This window comes from Kitasatospora sp. NE20-6 (genome assembly GCF_045862635.1).
Genome location: NZ_BPRL01000018.1, coordinates 62,005 through 76,940, shown reverse-complemented (window position 1 = coordinate 76,940; position 14,936 = coordinate 62,005). Strand labels below are relative to the sequence as shown.

The window sequence follows — 14,936 nt, the reverse complement described above, 5'->3', positions numbered from 1 at the left end:
ATGCGGACAGGCAGGTACGGGCACCGGCCTCGATGCCGGCGCTCACCTGGTCCGCGCCGGTCCGCGGGGCGCGGGCCGTGGCGGGAACGGGTGATTCCCGTACCGACCGCCTCGGCCGATGCAGGACGCTAGCGACTCGGCCCTTGAATTGTCCAGACCAATCCACTGGGTGGATCAGAACTCCCAGGCGGTGTCCAGGAAACGGGAGATGACGGAAGGATGAATTCCTTGACGCACGAATTGGTCTGGGCCAGACTCGGGGCGGCCCGCCGCCGGCCGGGACAGCGCCGTCCGCCGCCGGCCCCGCGCCCACCCCTCCACGACCGTCCTCGCCCCGCGGCCCGCACACGCCCGGGAACCGGACCGCACGGGGCTGCGCACCCACCCGTCACTCCAGCCCAGGGGGCTTCAGCGTGCCACCTGCACCTCCCGTTCCGGCCGCCGGGCCGCTCGGCCGCCGCCTCCGGCGCTGGGCGGACTTCGCCCGGCTGCTGCGCCACGTCCGCCCCGGCCTGCTCGCCACCGCCCTGCTGCTGCACACCGCGGTCGGCCTGTTGCCGATCGTCTTCATCGCCTGGACGAGCCGGCTCATCGCCCGCGTGCCGGCCGCCCTGGACGGCGGCGGCTGGGCCGTCCTCGGGCTCGCCCCGCTGCTGGCCGTCGCCGCGTTCGTCGTCCAGCAGCTGCTCACCCCGTTCCAGTCCGCGCTCGGCGAACTGATCGTCCGCCAGGTCGACGGCGTGTGTATCGCCCGGCTGATGGACTGCGCCCTGACCGGCCTGCCGATCGCCGACCTGGAGCGCCAGGACGTCCTCGACGTGCTCTCCGACGCCCGCGGCGGGTTCGAGCGCGCCACCCCCACGCCCGGCGACGCCGCGGCCGGCGCGGTCGCCCTGACCGCCCGTTACGCGCAGCTGCTCGGGGCGTCCGTGATGGTCGGCCTCGTGCTCGGCCCCGCGGCCGGTGCCCTGGTGGCCGGCACCGCGCTGGTGATCCGCTTCGGCCAGCGGGGCTCGCTCGACCGGTTCGGCGCCCTGCGCACGTCGCTCGCCGGACGGCGCCGCCGCCTCGCCTACCTGCGCCGGACGGCCGGCGGCCTCGGCATGGCCAAGGAGATCCGGATGCTCGGGCTGCTGCCCTGGCTGCGGGAGCGCCACAGCGCCGAGGCCCGCGGCTACCTCGACCCGCTGTGGGCCGGCCGGCGGCGCCTGCTGTTCGGCCCGTTCGTCGGGCTCGCCGCGGTCGGCCTGCTCGGCGGCGGCACCACCCTGCTGCTGATCGGCCGCGGCGGCACCGACGGCACGCTCTCCCTCCTCCAGGTCTCGGTCGCGCTCCAGGCGGTGCTGATCCCGCTGCGGTTCGGCGTGTACTTCCCCGAGAGCGACGTGCAGACCCGCGACGGGCTGGCCGCGTTCGAGGCGATCGGCCGGCTGGAGGAGCGCGCCGCCGCGCACCGGGCCGCCGGCGAGGCCGCCACCACCGCCACCGCCGTGCCCGACGGAGCGATCCGCTTCGAGAACGTCTCCTTCCGCTACCCCGAAGGCGGCCGGACGATCCTCGACGGCCTCGACCTGGAGCTGGCCCCCGGCCGCTCCACCGCGGTCGTCGGGCTCAACGGCGCCGGGAAGACCACCCTCGTGAAGCTGCTCGCCCGGCTGCACGAACCCACCTCGGGACGGGTGACCGTCGGCGGCACCGACCTCGCCACCCTGCCGGCCGCCGCCTGGCACCGCCGGATCGCGGTGATCTTCCAGGACTTCACCCGCTACCAGCTCACCGCGGCGGAGAACATCGGCATCGGCCGGCCCGAACTCCTCGCCGACCCGGAGGCCCTGCTCGCGGCCGCCGGACGCGCGGGCGCCCGGGAGATCGTCGAGGGCCTGCCCCGCGGACTGGAGACCGTGCTCAGCGCCCAGTACGAGGACGGCACCGACCTCTCCGGCGGCCAGTGGCAGCGGATCGCCCTCGCCCGGGCCCTCCTCTCGGTCGGGGCCGGCGCCTCCCTGCTGATCCTCGACGAGCCCACCGCCCAGCTGGACGTCCGGGCGGAGGCCGCGTTCTTCGACCGCTTCCTCGACACCACGCGCGGCGTGACCAGTGTGATCATTGCGCACCGCTTCTCCAGCGTCCGCCGGGCCGACCGCATCGTCGTCCTCGCCGACGGCCGGGTCGCGGAGTCGGGCACCCACGACGAACTGATGGCCCTCGACGGCCGCTACGCCGAACTGTTCCGGATCCAGGCGGAACGCTTCACCGAGCAGGAGGACCTCACCATGACCGCGGGCGGCCCCCGATGACCACCCTGCTCCTGGCGGTCCGCCGCCTGCTGCGCCTCGCCGTGCTCTGCGACGCCCGGCGGCTGACCCGCGCCGTCGCCCTGATGACGGTCGGCTACCTCGCCACCCCACTCATCGCGGTCTGCCTCAAGTCGCTGACCACCGCGGCCGTCGCCCGCTCCGCGGGCACCGCCACCTGGCTCGCGCTCACCACCGCGCTGCTGCTCGTCCTCGAACTGATGATGACGCACTTCGCGCACCTCTCCTACTTCGAGCTCGGCGAGCTGGAGGAGCTCGCCCTGCAGAACGAGGTCATCGGCCTCGCGCACGGCACCGCCGGGCTGGAGGACCTCGACCGGCCCGGGTGGGCCGACACCCTGGCCCTCGTCCGCGAGGAACTGCCGCGCACCCGCGCCTCGCTGGAGGCCGTCCTGCAACTCGGCGGCGTGGCCCTCCAGCTCGGCGTCACCGCCGTGCTGCTGGGGATGCTCAGCCCGTGGCTGGTGCTGCTGCCCGCAGCCGCCGTCGTACCGGTCGCCGCCGGCAACCGGGCCCAGCGGCTGGTCGAGCACGCCAAGGAGACGACGGCTCCCGGCATCCGGCTCGGCCGCCACCTGCTGGAGGCCGCCACCGCCCAGGCGTCCGCCCGGGAGATCCGGCTGGCCGGCGCCGAGGCCGTGCTGATCGGCCGCCACCGGCAGACCTGGCAGCGGGCCGACGCGGCGCTCCGCCGCGCCCACCTCACGGCGGCCCTGCTGCGGGCCGCCGGACAGCTCGTCTTCGCGGCCGGCTACGGCGCGGCGATCTTCGTGGTGGCCCGGCAGGCCGTCGACGGCGGCGCGGGGCTCGGCGACGTCATCCTGGTCATCGCCCTGGCCGCGCAGATCAGCCTCCAGGTGTCCACCGCCCTCGGCCTGCTGACCGTCCTCCAGGGCGCGGGCCGCACCCTCCAGCGGCTGGCCGACCTCACCGGCCGGTCGGCGCCCCCGGCCCCGGCGGACGGCCCCGGGCCGTCCGCGCCCGCCGCACCACCCGCGCACGCCGGGACGGCGGAGACCGACGGGCCGGCCGGGCCGGCCGGGCCGCCCGCGGTGCTCGCCCGCGGCATCCGGCTGGAGAACGTCTCCTTCCGCTACCCGGGCAGCGACCGGCCGGTCCTCGACGACATCACCCTGGACATCCCCGCGGGCAGCGCGCTCGCCCTGGTCGGCGAGAACGGCGCAGGCAAGAGCACCCTGGTCAAACTCCTCTGCGGCCTCTACCGGCCCACCTCCGGCCGGATCCTGGTCGACGGCGAGGACCTCGCCGCGTACGGGCCCGCATGGCAGCGCCGGGCCGCCACGCTGTTCCAGGACTTCGCCCGGCTGGAGCTGCGGCTGCGCGACAACGTGGGCATCGGCGACCTCGACCGGCTCGGCGACGACGGGGCGATCCACGCGGCACTGGCCTCCGCGGAGGCCGGGCCGGTCACCGGACTCGTGCCCGGCGGCCTGGACGGGCTGCTCGGCCGCAGCTACGGCGACGGCGCCGAACTCTCCGGCGGCCAGTGGCAGAAGCTCGGGCTGGCCCGGGCCCTGCTGCGCCGCCGCCCGCTGCTGGTCGCCCTGGACGAGCCGGCCTCCGCCCTGGACGCCACCGCCGAGCACGCCCTGTTCGAACGCTTCGCCGACCTCGCGGCCGAGGCCCGCACCGGGTCCGGCGCCGTCACCCTGCTGGTCTCGCACCGGTTCTCGACCGTCCGGATGGCCGACCGGATCGTCGTCCTCGAACACGGCCGGATCCGCGAGAGCGGCAGCCACGCCGACCTCGTCGCCGCCGACGGACTGTACGCGGAGCTCTACGACCTGCAGGCGCGCGTGTACCACTGACACCCGCGCCCGACCCGCCGCGCCGCCGACCGGCTGCGAGCCGCACCTCGCCCGCGGCCCGACCCCCGGCCGGCGGCCGGTGCGCCACCTGCCCTGCTATCGTCCGGATTGTCCAACTGTCCTCCGGCGCGGCCGAGTCCACGGCCGGGTCCGCGGCCGAGTGCCGTTCAGATCAGGAGCTTCCGTGACCCGCGACACCCTCCCCCCGTCCGCCCCCGGCAGGCCGCTGCGACTGGTCGTCACCGGTGGCGGCACCGGCGGACACACCTATCCGGCGCTGACGGCCGTGCGGACGCTCCGCGCCCGCCTCGCGGCCGGCGGCCGCGGGCTCGACGTGCTGTGGGTGGGCTCCGCGGACAGTCTGGAGTCCCGGGTCGCCGCCGGTGAGGGGATCGCGTTCGCCGCCGTCCCGACCGGGAAGATCCGACGCTCCCGCAACCCGCTGAAGCTGGCCTCCCCGGCGAACATCCGGGACATGGTGCGGGTGGTGCAGGGCATCGTGAAGGCCCGGCGGATCGTCGCCCGGTACGCCCCGGACGTCGTCCTGGCGACCGGCGGCTACGTGGCGGTCCCCGTCGGCCGGGCCGCGCGCAGCTGCGGGGCCCCGCTGGTCGTCCACGAGCAGACGGTCCGGCTGGGCCTGGCCAACCGCTTCCTGGCGCCGGCCGCGGCACGGGTGGCGGTCTCCTCGGAGTCGACGGTGCCGCTGCTGCCGGAATCGGCACGGTCCCGCGCCGTGGTGACGGGCAATCCGGTGCGCCCCGAGGTGTTCACCGGGCGGGCGGAGAAGGCCGTCGAGGCGCTGGGACTGCACGGCTTCGACCGGACGCTGCCCACCGTGTACGTCACCGGAGGCGCACAGGGGTCGCTGCAGATCAACACGGTCGTCGAGGCCGCCCTCCCGTGGCTGCTGACCGGGGCCAACGTGGTCCACCAGTGCGGCGCGGCACACGCGGACAACCTGCGGGCCCGGGCCGGGGCCCTGCCGGCGCACCTGGCCGCGCGCTACCTCGTCACCCCGTTCGTCGGGCCCGAGCTGCCCGACGTGCTGGCCCTGGCCGACGTGGTGGTCTCCCGCAGCGGTGCCGGCACGATCGCCGAACTCACCGCGCTGGGCAAGGCATCCGTCCTGATCCCGCTCGCGTCCTCGGCCGGCGACGAGCAGGCGCACAACGCCTCGCACCTCCAGCAGGCCGGGGCGGCCGTCGCCCTCCTCGGCGACGTCACGGCGGACACCCTGCGGGAGGCGCTCGCGCCGCTGCTCGCCGACCCGGCACGCCGCGCCGACACGGCGCACCGGGCCCGGCAGCAGGGCCGGCCGGACGCGGCGGAGCGGCTGGTCGACGTACTGCTGTCCGCGGCCGGGGCGTGACGGACTCCGTCCGGCAGCGGGTGGCGGGACCACGCGGAATAGGGCCGCGAGAGGTGGGACCGCGAGGGGTGGCGCGGGTGACGGTTCGGCCGCGGGCGGGCCGGCGTGCGCGACCGCGGACCGACGGCGGCACGGCACCCTGCGCGGTCGGGTGCCGTGCCGCCGCCCGGCGCGGGGCAGGCCGTCAGGGCTGCAGCGGCATCGTCCAGCAGTTGGAGCCGGCGGCCTTGCCGGAGAGACGGTCCGTCAGCCAGGAGATGGCGTCGCCCTGGTCGGTGAGGAGCGGCACCAGGTGGTTGGTGAGCAGGCCGTCGCCGAGGTTGGGCAGGATGACGGCGTCGTAGGTGATGCTGGCGCCCTTGCGGCACCAGTCGACGGCGAGCCGGCGGGCCTGGCCGTGCGGCACGATGTCGTCCTGGACGCCCGTGGCCAGGCGCACCGGGCTGGTGGGCTTCAGGGTGCCGATGCGCTGGGAGTCGAGCACGGCCCGGAGCTTCGGCTCCGCGGCGACGATGTCGCTGACGGACTCGCCGCCGACCGTCCACGAGCTGCTCTTCGTGAACGCGTAGCCGAAGATCGCGTCGCCGACGCACATCGTGGACAGGTCGTTCAGCGCCGCCTTCCCGGCTGCGTTCAGGCGGGCGTCGGCAATGGCCCGCAGGTCCGGATCCGCCTGCAGGAAGCCGTTGAGGGACCAGCCCAGCGCACCGGCGAGCGCGCTGCCGTCGATGCCCTTCACGACCTCGGTCAGGTCGGCCGGGGGCGCGCCGGCGTAGGTGCCGGCCAGCTTGACGTCCGGCGCGTAGGAGGGCTGGAGTTCGGCGGCCGACGCGCTGGCGCCGCCGCCCTGGCTGTAGCCGAACAGGCCGACCCGCGAGTCGGCGGTGACCGACGCCCCCGGCAGCGCCCGCGCCGCCCGGACGGCGTCCAGCAGGGCGTGCCCGCCGTCGAGACGGCTGACGTAGGTGTGGAGCCGGTCCGTCGCGCCCAGTCCGACGTAGTCGGTGACGACCACCGCGGCCCCGGCGGACAGCAGCCGGTAGATCGCCAGATCCTCGTAGCCGACGGACACGGTGTCGCCCTCGATGACGATCGGGTGCTGCAGGCCCAGCGAGGCCGCGCACTGGTCACCCTGCCCCATGGTGCCCGGGGCCAGGGCCACCAGCGGCCGCGGGCCGCCGCCCTTCCAGGCCGCCGACGGCTCGATGTAGGCGCCGGTCACCGCCACGGGACCGCCCTGCGAATCCGTGGACTTGTACATCAGCCGGGTGGCGGTGCCCGGCAGCGGACGCCCGTCGAGGCCGGGCAGGCTCAGTGCCAGCGGCAGCGGCTCGGTGCGGACCAGCGCGCCGTCGGCCGCGGGAAGGGACGCCGGCGGCCGGTAGAACGCCGGGACGGTCACGCCCCGGGAGACCACGTCACCCGTCTCGGCCGCGGACGCGGGGACTCCCTGGGCCCCCAGGCAGGCCAGCACCGCGACCGTGGTGGCGATCAGGCGGCTGCGCCCCGCGGCGGTGGATCTGCGGGCCACGGACGGCACGGCCGGGCCGGTGCCGGGACGCTCGGCGGACACCGGGTCCGGCCGGTCGGTGGGACGGTACATGCGGCTCACTCCCTGCTTCGTCGGAAAAGGTGCGGGTGTGCGTCGGTACGGGCTCGCGGCTCTACGGGCGGTCTCGCGGACGGGCGGACGGCGCTGTGGTGGGTGCCGGTGGGTGCGGCAGGTGTGCAGGCGGGTGCCCGGTCCGCCGTGCCGGAGCGGGGCCGGCGATGCCGCGGCAGCACTCGGCGGCACGTGCGCGCCGTGCTGACCGGGCAGGCGCGGAAGGCGGACGCCGGACCGGCCGGGACGGTCGCGTTCCGTACCCGACATGGCGGCGTGCTCCTGCGGACGACGGCCGTCCACTGCTCGTGGCAGTGCCGGCCCTCAGGTCGTCGACGACGCGTGCCGTCGAACTCCCTCTCCCCACCCGCTAGTTACTGGCGGGTTACATCGGGAGCGTAAGGGAGCCTGTCACTCAGTGACAAGGCGTCTGCATGTGTCATTTCTGTGCGGCTCGCTATGCTGCCCGTGATCGCCGAAACAGGGGTGGTGGGACACGGTGGTTGACGCGACACCCGGGCGCAGGACGGGCACCGACGAGCCGGCCGCCAGGCCGCCGCTCGGTGAACGGCGCCGCGCTGCCCTCCGCCTGGAGATCGCGCAGACAGCGGTCCGCCTGTTCGTCTCCCAGGGCGTCACGGGCACCACGGGGGATCAGATCGCCCAGGCCGTGGGCATCTCGACCCGCACCCTGTGGCGCCACTTCCCCACCAAGGAGAGCTGCATACGCCCCGTGCTCACGGCGAGCCTGGACGCTGCCGCCGAGGCACTGCGCCACTGGCCCCCGGAGACCGGGCTGCTGGACTTCCTCACCGAGTCATGCCGCCGGGGCACGCTGCCGCGTGCCGATCCCGGCGTCCTCGACCTGATCCGGATGACCCACACCGAACCCGCCCTGCGCGCCGTCTGGCTGCAGACCCACGACGACGCGCTGCCCCTCTTCGCCGAACTCCTCGCCCGCAGGTCGGGCCGGCACCCCGGCGACCTGCGCGTGAAGGTGCACGCGGCCACCGTCAACGGAGCCCTGCGCGCCGCGGCGGAGGACTTCGCCCAGCGCTTCGCCGAGGACGACACCCTCTCGGACGACGAGCTCGCCGCCTGCCTGCACACCGCGCTGCGCGCCGCGGCGGAGGGACTCCCCTACTGACCGTCCGGGTCGGACCACCGGACGGCCGTTCCTCCAGGGGCGGGGCACCTGCGGGCCCCGCGGTACTCGACGAGCCGCCGGACGGCGTCCTCGTCCGTGGCGCGAACATCCCGCGCGGACACGACACTCCTGTCGGCACGGCCCCGGCCCCCGCCCGGGAGGGGCGGGGGCCGGGGCCGTCCTGACCGCAGTCGGCGGTCGGCGGTCAGCTGCCGTAGACCTGGAACTCCCAGAGCGAGACGCCGTACGGCGTGGCGCGCTGCTGGCCGAGCAGGCGGACGTAGCGGCCGTGACCGGAGACGGTCAGGCTCTCGGTGCCGCCGTGGCCGGCGGTGGTCGTGTAGAGGTCCGTCCAGGTGCCGAAGTTCGGGTCGTCGGAGACCTGCACCTTGTAGGTGGTGGCGTACGCCGCCTCCCAGTTCAGGACCACACCGGTGACCTGGCGGGACGACCCGAGATCGATGTTGATCCACTGGTTGTCCTGGAAGGCGCTGGCCCAGCGGGTGCCCGTGTTGCCGTCGGTGGCGTTGCCCGGCTGGGTGGCGCCGTCCTCCGACGACGACGCCCAGGCGCTCCTGCCCTGCGAGAGCAGGGTGCCCGAACCGCCGCCGCCCGCCGTGGTGGTGACGGTGACGGCGGAGGAAGCCGCCGAGACGTTGCCGGCCGCATCACGGGCACGCACGGTGTAGGTGTAGGCCGTACCCGCGGCGAGACCGGTGTCCGTGTAACTCGTACCAGCCACCGTCACCACCTTGACCGCACCCCGGTACACCTCGTACCCGGTCACACCCACGTTGTCCGTCGACGCACCCCACGCAAGCCCGACACTGGTCTGCGTCTTCGCCGGAGACGTCAACCCGCCCGGCACGGAAGGCGCCTGGGAGTCCGGCGTGGTGCCCGTGGCAGTGGTGACGGTGACGGCGGAGGAGGCCGCCGAGACGTTGCCGGCCGCATCACGGGCGCGCACGATGTAGGTGTAGGCCGTACCGGCGGCGAGACCGGTGTCCGTGTAACTCGTACCGGCCACCGTCGCCACCTTGACCGCACCCCGGTACACCTCGTACCCGGTCACACCCACGTTGTCCGTCGACGCACCCCACGCAAGCCCGACACTGGTCTGCGTCTTCGCCGGAGACGTCAACCCACCCGGCACGGAAGGCGCCTGGGTGTCGGGAGTCGGTGTGGTGCCGCCGTACAGGTCCGCCAGGCCGATGCCGGTGGACGAGCCGGTGCCGCCGAGCCGCACCTGGTGGTCGAGGGAGACGAACTTGCCGCCGCTCTGCCACAGCGCGGGCTTGAGGAGGTTGTACTTCGCGGTGTCCCAGGTCTTCCAGTCGTCGAGCAACAGCCCGCCGGTGTCACCGGAGTTCGGGTTGACGCACCAGAAGGTGTGCGAGAGACCGTACTGGACGATCTCGTCGCGCATCGCGACCATCCACTTCTCGTTGGCGCCGCCGTCGAGCTTGCCGCCCCACTCCCCGACGAGCAGCGGAGCGGTGTTGGTCTTCTTCAGGTAGAGCCAGTTCGGATCCCAGACGTCGCGCTCCAGGGTGGAGCGGTCCCAGGTGCCCTGGAACCACGGCTGCGGGTAGACCGCGGGCCCGTAGTCGTGCGGGGAGTAGACGAGTTGGCGCTGGTTGGCACCGAGGTCCACCGGATGGTCCTTGGCGCCGCGGAGGTTGCCGCCCCACCAGTTGCCGTAGTAGTCGGTCTCGTTGGTGGAACTCCAGTTGGTGCCGTTCTTCGGGTAGATCTCGATGCCCTCGCAGAGGATCAGCACGTTGGGGTTGATCGCGAGGATGCGGTTGCCCGCGGTCTGGCAGGTGTTCTTGAAGTTGTCCTGGTCGGCGGAGCCGTCCCACTTGGCGCGCGGACTGTCCGTCCACTTGCCGTGCGGCTCGTTCTTGATGTCCATGGCCACGACGGTGTCGTTCGTCCTGTACCGGGTGGTGATCCACTCCCACCCCTGGTAGAACTGCTCGACCGTGACCGAGCCCTTCCACCACACCGGGTACAGGTGACCGGAGTTGTCGGCCTCGGCACTGTGGACGTCGAGCATCACCTTGAGGCCGTACTTCTCGCACAGCGTCAGCCAGTAGTCGAAGACCTGGAGGGTGGTCTTGCCGACGAGTTCGGGGTTGGCGTAGGTGTTGACGCCGCTGGAGGCGGCCGCCTGGCCGTTCTTCCACTCCAGGATGAGCTGGGTGGAGATCGGCACCCGGACGATGTTGATGCCGTGCTCCGACATCGACTTGGCGATGTCCTCGATGTTCGCGGACCACAGGCCGTGGAACACCCGCTCGGTGGCGTTGAAGCCGAACCAGTTCGCGCCGGTCAGCAGCACCTTGTTGCCGGCGTCGTCGACGATGGTGCTGCCCTGGGCGTGCAGCCAGTCCTTGGCGGGCACCGCGGCCTCGTCGGCCGCCTGGTCGGCGCCGGCGGTGGACGCTGCGGATGCCGCGGACGCGCTCGGGGCGGACAGCGCCGTGAGCGGAACGAGCAGGGAGGCCGTCACGGCGGCCGCGACCGCGGCGGCGCGCAGGCGGTACCGCTGGGTGGATCGCATGGGTCATGCCCTTCTGGGTGGGGAACGGCGTGCCGGCGCGTCGTGGCCCGTACCCGGGGATGCACGGGCGGGCGCAACTGCGCCGCCGACCGGCGGGCGGAAGCCCGTCGTCGGGATTGCTCTCCGTCCGGACCCTGCGGACTACTCGGGAGAGCGGGGCATATGGGAGCGCTCCCACCGGGAAAGGCTCCGTTGATCTGTTCAGGCCGAACGCCCATCATCAAGCCAGAGGGCGGGCCGGGAGTCAATCCCCCGGACCGGCCGTGGACCCGCCCTGGGCCGCCCGCACCCGCCTGCCCGCACTCCAGGCCCCGGCGCGGCCCCGCCGCACCCCTCCGTCATTCCCGCAGCCCGCCGGGGAGCCGCCCTCCGCGGTAGTACGGCTCGCTGAACACCGCGCGCCCGCGCAACCCCGTACGGTCCTCGGCGAACACCCCCACGAACACCGCGCCACACGCCGGATCGGCCTGCAGCGCGGCACGCGCCGCGGGCACGCCGACCTGACGGCCGGCCGGACGGCCGGACGAACCGCCGGACTGACCGCCGGACGGACGGCCGGACGGGTCAGCAGGCCGACGGCCCGGCATGCCGACGGGCACACGGCCCGGTGCCGGGTCGAACGCCGGGCCGATCGCCCGCCAGCCCGTCCGGCCGCCGGGGCCGACCCGACGGTCGTACCACCGGAACCGTGCCCGGACGCCGTCCACGGACAGCCGCAGCCGCACCGGTCCCGGCCCGACCGCCACCGGCCTGGCCGGCTCGGCATAGCCGTCGCCCTCTCGAGCACCGACCCGCAGCACCCGGCCCAGCTCCTCGTCCCAGCCCAGGTGCAGCTGGTGCCACGACTCCGCGCTCCGGTACAGCAGCAGTCCCGCGCTCCGTAACGGCGACCGCGGATCCGCCGACACCATCACCCGGAAGTCGAAGACACCGTCGCGCACCGGCCGCGCCACCACGCTCCGGCGGCTGCGGGAGGAGAGCGGCGCCTCTCCCCGCAGCACGAGCCGCCCGCCACCGACGGTGAGCCAGGACGGGTCAGCGTGGCGGCGCAGGGTCAGCCACTCCGGGCCGAGGCGGCGCGCGCCGAAACCCTCGACGGGATACCCGCCGCGTCTCCCGGCCACCGGCGCGGCGGCCGGGAGGGAGACAGGGGCCGCCGGGACGACGGCCGGGACGGCCGCCCGCGGCCAGCCGTCCGCCGACCGGTCGATCCGGTACAGCCCGCCGCACCGCGCCCCCGCGGCCCGTGCGGCCTCCTCGCCGAAGGACACCGACCCGCAGGCGAGGAGCCAGTTGCCGTCCGGCGCGCGCACGAGGTCGGCTGGTGAGTCCCACGGCGCCGCCCCCTCGGGCGTGTCCGGCGGCACCTGCAGCAACGGGCCCGCCGGATCCGCCTGGTAGGGGCCGGTCAGGGCTGCGGAGCGGGCGGCTGCGACCGCCGCACCACCGTCCGGCCGCCGCACGAGGCCGAGCAGGTAGTACCAGCCACCGTGGCGGTGGAGACGCGGGTGCGCGAGCGGCCCGGCGCCGTGGTCCGCGGGGATGCGGATGCGGATGCGGTGCAGCGGGCCGGTGACCGTCCGCCGCTCCCGGTCGTACTCCTGGAGCAGCAGAGCGGACTCCTCCGGCCCGACGCGGAGAACCATGGTGCGGCCGTCGCCGCCGGGCCCGTCGTCGTGGAAGAGGAACGGGTCGGCCCCCGGCCCGGCGAGCGGCGCGGGATCCGACCAGCGCCCTTGCGGCGAAGGGGCCGTGACGACGAAGGCGCCGGCGTCCACGCCGCTGCCCGTGCGGCCCCGGAGGTCGGAGTAGACGAGATGGAAGGTCCCGTCGGCGGAACGGCTGAGCGAGGGCCCCCGCACGCCACCGGCGTCCGGCACACCGGCGAGGTCGATCAGGCGGGGCTCCGCCAGGGCACCGCCGAGGGGCTGCCAGTCCACGAGGTCCTCGGAACGGTGCAGCAGGATGCCGGGCAGCCAGTCACGGGTCGCCGTCGCCAGGTAGTAGCCGCCGTCGGCCCGGGCCAGCGAGGTTTCGGCCGGCGCGGTGTCGATCGGTGAGGGGCGGCCCGGCGCGGTGGACGCGACGGGCGGCCGCGAAGGAACCGGGCGAGGAGTGGCCCGACGGGCGGCTTCGGGACCGGCGGCCTCCGGACCGGCGGCTTCCCGAGGGTCGGCTTCGGGACGGGCGGCCTCCGGGTGGGCGGAGGACGAGGCGGTGGCCATGCAGCTCCTCGGACGGGACGGCGGTGCGGTCGCCCCACCGGACGACCGCACGCCGAGCCCGGCCGGTCACACCGACTGATGCCAGGTCAGCGCGATGCGCGCAGTTCGGCGGTCGACCCGCGGGGATGCGCCCCAACGTGCCACCCGCAGAATTGTCACGTCAATGCTTTCCGTGATGTTTCGCGATCCGTTTCCGGACCGTCCCGGCATTCGACATCCAGGACCGCCGGAAGTTTCGATCTCCGCCGCGTGACCTGCAGTTCGGACCGAAACTCCGACCATCACTTGACAATCGAAAAATACCGGCACCGGCGCTGCGAGTTCCTCGTCCCGCCGAATTCCTGCGCCGCTCGTGATCACCGGGCGCACACCGGCGGAGGCCTGCCGACGCTCGTCGCACGACCGGACCTGCCCGACCGCCGCCGTTCCCCTGCTGCCGTTTCCCTTCCACCGGCCCGCGGCCCGCGGCCCGCGGCCCCGGTCCGCCGGTCCGCCGGTCCGCCGGTCGACCATCGGGTCGCTACCAGCCGGAGAACCACTCCCAGATCCCGAAGGTGTGCAGATATGCGCTGCCGAACGCCGCGCCGAAGCCGCGCCCGCGCAGCAGGTTCACCACGGCGCTCACCGTGAAAGCAGCACCGAACAGTCCGGCCACCCAGGCCGCGGCCACGGGCCCGGCGACGAACCACAGAATTGTCGAAAGTACACAGGTGGCCAGGAATCCCGCATGGGCGATGCCCCGGGAAGGAGTGAAGAACTCCTTCATGTCCACCCGGGTCGGCTCCTCCCCGGTCACAGCGGCTGCTCGTTCGACAGGGCATCAGGCAGTGGCACGGCGCCGGGGAACGCCGGTGTCTCGACCTCGGTGCGGTAGACGCGCAGCCCGCGGCGCCGGTAGTTGGCGAGTGCGTTCGGGTGGTCGTTCGAGTTGGTGCGCAGCCAGACCCTGCGAACGGAGTCCGCCTCCAACGGCCGGGTCGCCCAAGCCTGTTGCAGCGCCAGTGTGAGGGCGTGCCCGCCCAGCCCCTGGCCGACGTACTCGGGGAGGAGTCCGAAGGTGAGGATCTCCACCTCCCCACGGGGTTGAGGCGCCAGTGCCACGACCCCGGCGGTCTCACCGGCCAGCGTGATCAGCCAGTACTGGCGGTGCGGCTGCGTTCGCGCCAACTCCTGCCACTCCTGGTCGGATCGCGTCGAACTCCGCCATCCGTAGGCCGCTCCGACCCGGGCCTGCACCGAACGCACCAGTGCCGACAGCCCCTCCTCGCGCCGTAGCTCCAGCGAAGGCACGACCCGACCGGGCTTCAGATCACCGCGGTCCGTCATCTCCAGGAACGTGACAGTCCTTTCCATCCCGGCACGTTATCGGGAACCACCGACGCCGGCGGACACCGCCCGACCGACCTGCGGAGATCCGTACGGTCCGCCCCGGTCACCGACGGCGGGAGGGGCGGTGGAATGATCACACCTCCACGGCCCGTCGGACGGACCGTCCTGGCGAAGGAGCCCCCTCATGACCACTTTCCGATGGACCTGCCTGGCCCTGGCCTGGGCGATAGGACTCGCCGGCGGCGTCCCCGCCGTGCTCCGGGGCTGGGTACCGCGCTGGTGGCGCCCGGTCGGTGCACCCCGCATCTGGGGCGCCGGCCAGTTCGTCGTCCTCGCAGGCATCACGTTCGGTATCGTCACCAATTCTTCGAACCTCGCAGTCTGGACCGTCGGGCCCCTCCTCGTCGGTGCCGGGCTCGTCCTGCAGGAGTGGGCCCGCCGCCGCACCCCGAGCAACCCGGCCTGACGGCACCGGCCCTGACGGCTCGCCGGGGGACGGCGTACGGACCGGTCGCCACCGCCGCCGGTTCCGCCCGGTGGATCGCGGCGG

The 14,936-nt window shown here is 74.2% G+C and carries 10 protein-coding genes; 5 read left to right on the top strand and 5 right to left on the bottom strand.

The features are described 5' to 3' along the window. The first annotated feature begins 413 nt into the window (after positions 1-413). From SNE206_RS15880 to SNE206_RS15870, 3 genes are all read left to right on the top strand, one after another. Positions 414-2,297 carry an ABC transporter ATP-binding protein gene (locus tag SNE206_RS15880; RefSeq protein ID WP_407914005.1) on the top strand — a complete coding sequence of 628 codons (1,884 nt, stop codon included), beginning with the start codon at positions 414-416 and terminating at the stop codon, positions 2,295-2,297. Beyond that, on the top strand, positions 2,294-4,144 hold the full coding sequence (locus SNE206_RS15875) for an ATP-binding cassette domain-containing protein (protein WP_407914004.1): 1,851 nt from the start codon (positions 2,294-2,296) through the stop codon (positions 4,142-4,144). Before SNE206_RS15880 ends, SNE206_RS15875 begins: the two co-directional genes overlap by 4 nt. A gap of 184 nt (positions 4,145-4,328) precedes the next feature. Then, positions 4,329-5,516 carry a UDP-N-acetylglucosamine--N-acetylmuramyl-(pentapeptide) pyrophosphoryl-undecaprenol N-acetylglucosamine transferase gene (locus SNE206_RS15870; RefSeq protein ID WP_407914003.1) on the top strand — a complete coding sequence of 396 codons (1,188 nt, stop codon included), beginning with the start codon at positions 4,329-4,331 and terminating at the stop codon, positions 5,514-5,516. Between the two features lie 184 nt (positions 5,517-5,700). Here the strand turns inward: SNE206_RS15870 and SNE206_RS15865 are convergent, their stop codons facing one another. Continuing rightward, a complete protein-coding gene (locus SNE206_RS15865; protein ID WP_407914002.1) occupies positions 5,701-7,119 on the bottom strand; it encodes a lipase family protein in 1,419 nt (472 codons plus the stop codon). A 499-nt stretch (positions 7,120-7,618) separates the two neighbouring features. On the opposite strand from SNE206_RS15865, the gene SNE206_RS15860 reads away from it, so the two are divergent. Further along, positions 7,619-8,266 carry a TetR family transcriptional regulator gene (locus SNE206_RS15860; RefSeq protein WP_407914001.1) on the top strand — a complete coding sequence of 216 codons (648 nt, stop codon included), beginning with the start codon at positions 7,619-7,621 and terminating at the stop codon, positions 8,264-8,266. 205 nt (positions 8,267-8,471) lie between these two features. On the opposite strand, the gene SNE206_RS15855 is transcribed toward SNE206_RS15860, so the two are convergent. The 4 genes from SNE206_RS15855 to SNE206_RS15840 all read right to left on the bottom strand — a co-directional run bounded on the left by SNE206_RS15855 (position 8,472) and on the right by SNE206_RS15840 (position 14,410). Further along, positions 8,472-10,832: a cellulase family glycosylhydrolase gene (locus tag SNE206_RS15855; RefSeq protein ID WP_407914000.1), complete on the bottom strand. Its 2,361-nt coding sequence runs from the start codon at positions 10,830-10,832 to the stop codon at positions 8,472-8,474. Between the two features lie 338 nt (positions 10,833-11,170). Further along, positions 11,171-13,057: a family 43 glycosylhydrolase gene (locus SNE206_RS15850; protein ID WP_407913999.1), complete on the bottom strand. Its 1,887-nt coding sequence runs from the start codon at positions 13,055-13,057 to the stop codon at positions 11,171-11,173. A gap of 520 nt (positions 13,058-13,577) precedes the next feature. Next, positions 13,578-13,829 (bottom strand): hypothetical protein, encoded by a 252-nt coding sequence (locus SNE206_RS15845; RefSeq protein WP_407913998.1) that lies wholly within the window; start codon positions 13,827-13,829, stop codon positions 13,578-13,580. A gap of 20 nt (positions 13,830-13,849) precedes the next feature. Continuing rightward, positions 13,850-14,410 carry a GNAT family N-acetyltransferase gene (locus SNE206_RS15840; protein WP_407913997.1) on the bottom strand — a complete coding sequence of 187 codons (561 nt, stop codon included), beginning with the start codon at positions 14,408-14,410 and terminating at the stop codon, positions 13,850-13,852. A gap of 160 nt (positions 14,411-14,570) precedes the next feature. Between SNE206_RS15840 and SNE206_RS15835 the strand changes: the two genes are divergently transcribed. Next, positions 14,571-14,852: a hypothetical protein gene (locus SNE206_RS15835; protein WP_407913996.1), complete on the top strand. Its 282-nt coding sequence runs from the start codon at positions 14,571-14,573 to the stop codon at positions 14,850-14,852. Positions 14,853-14,936 lie beyond the last annotated feature (84 nt).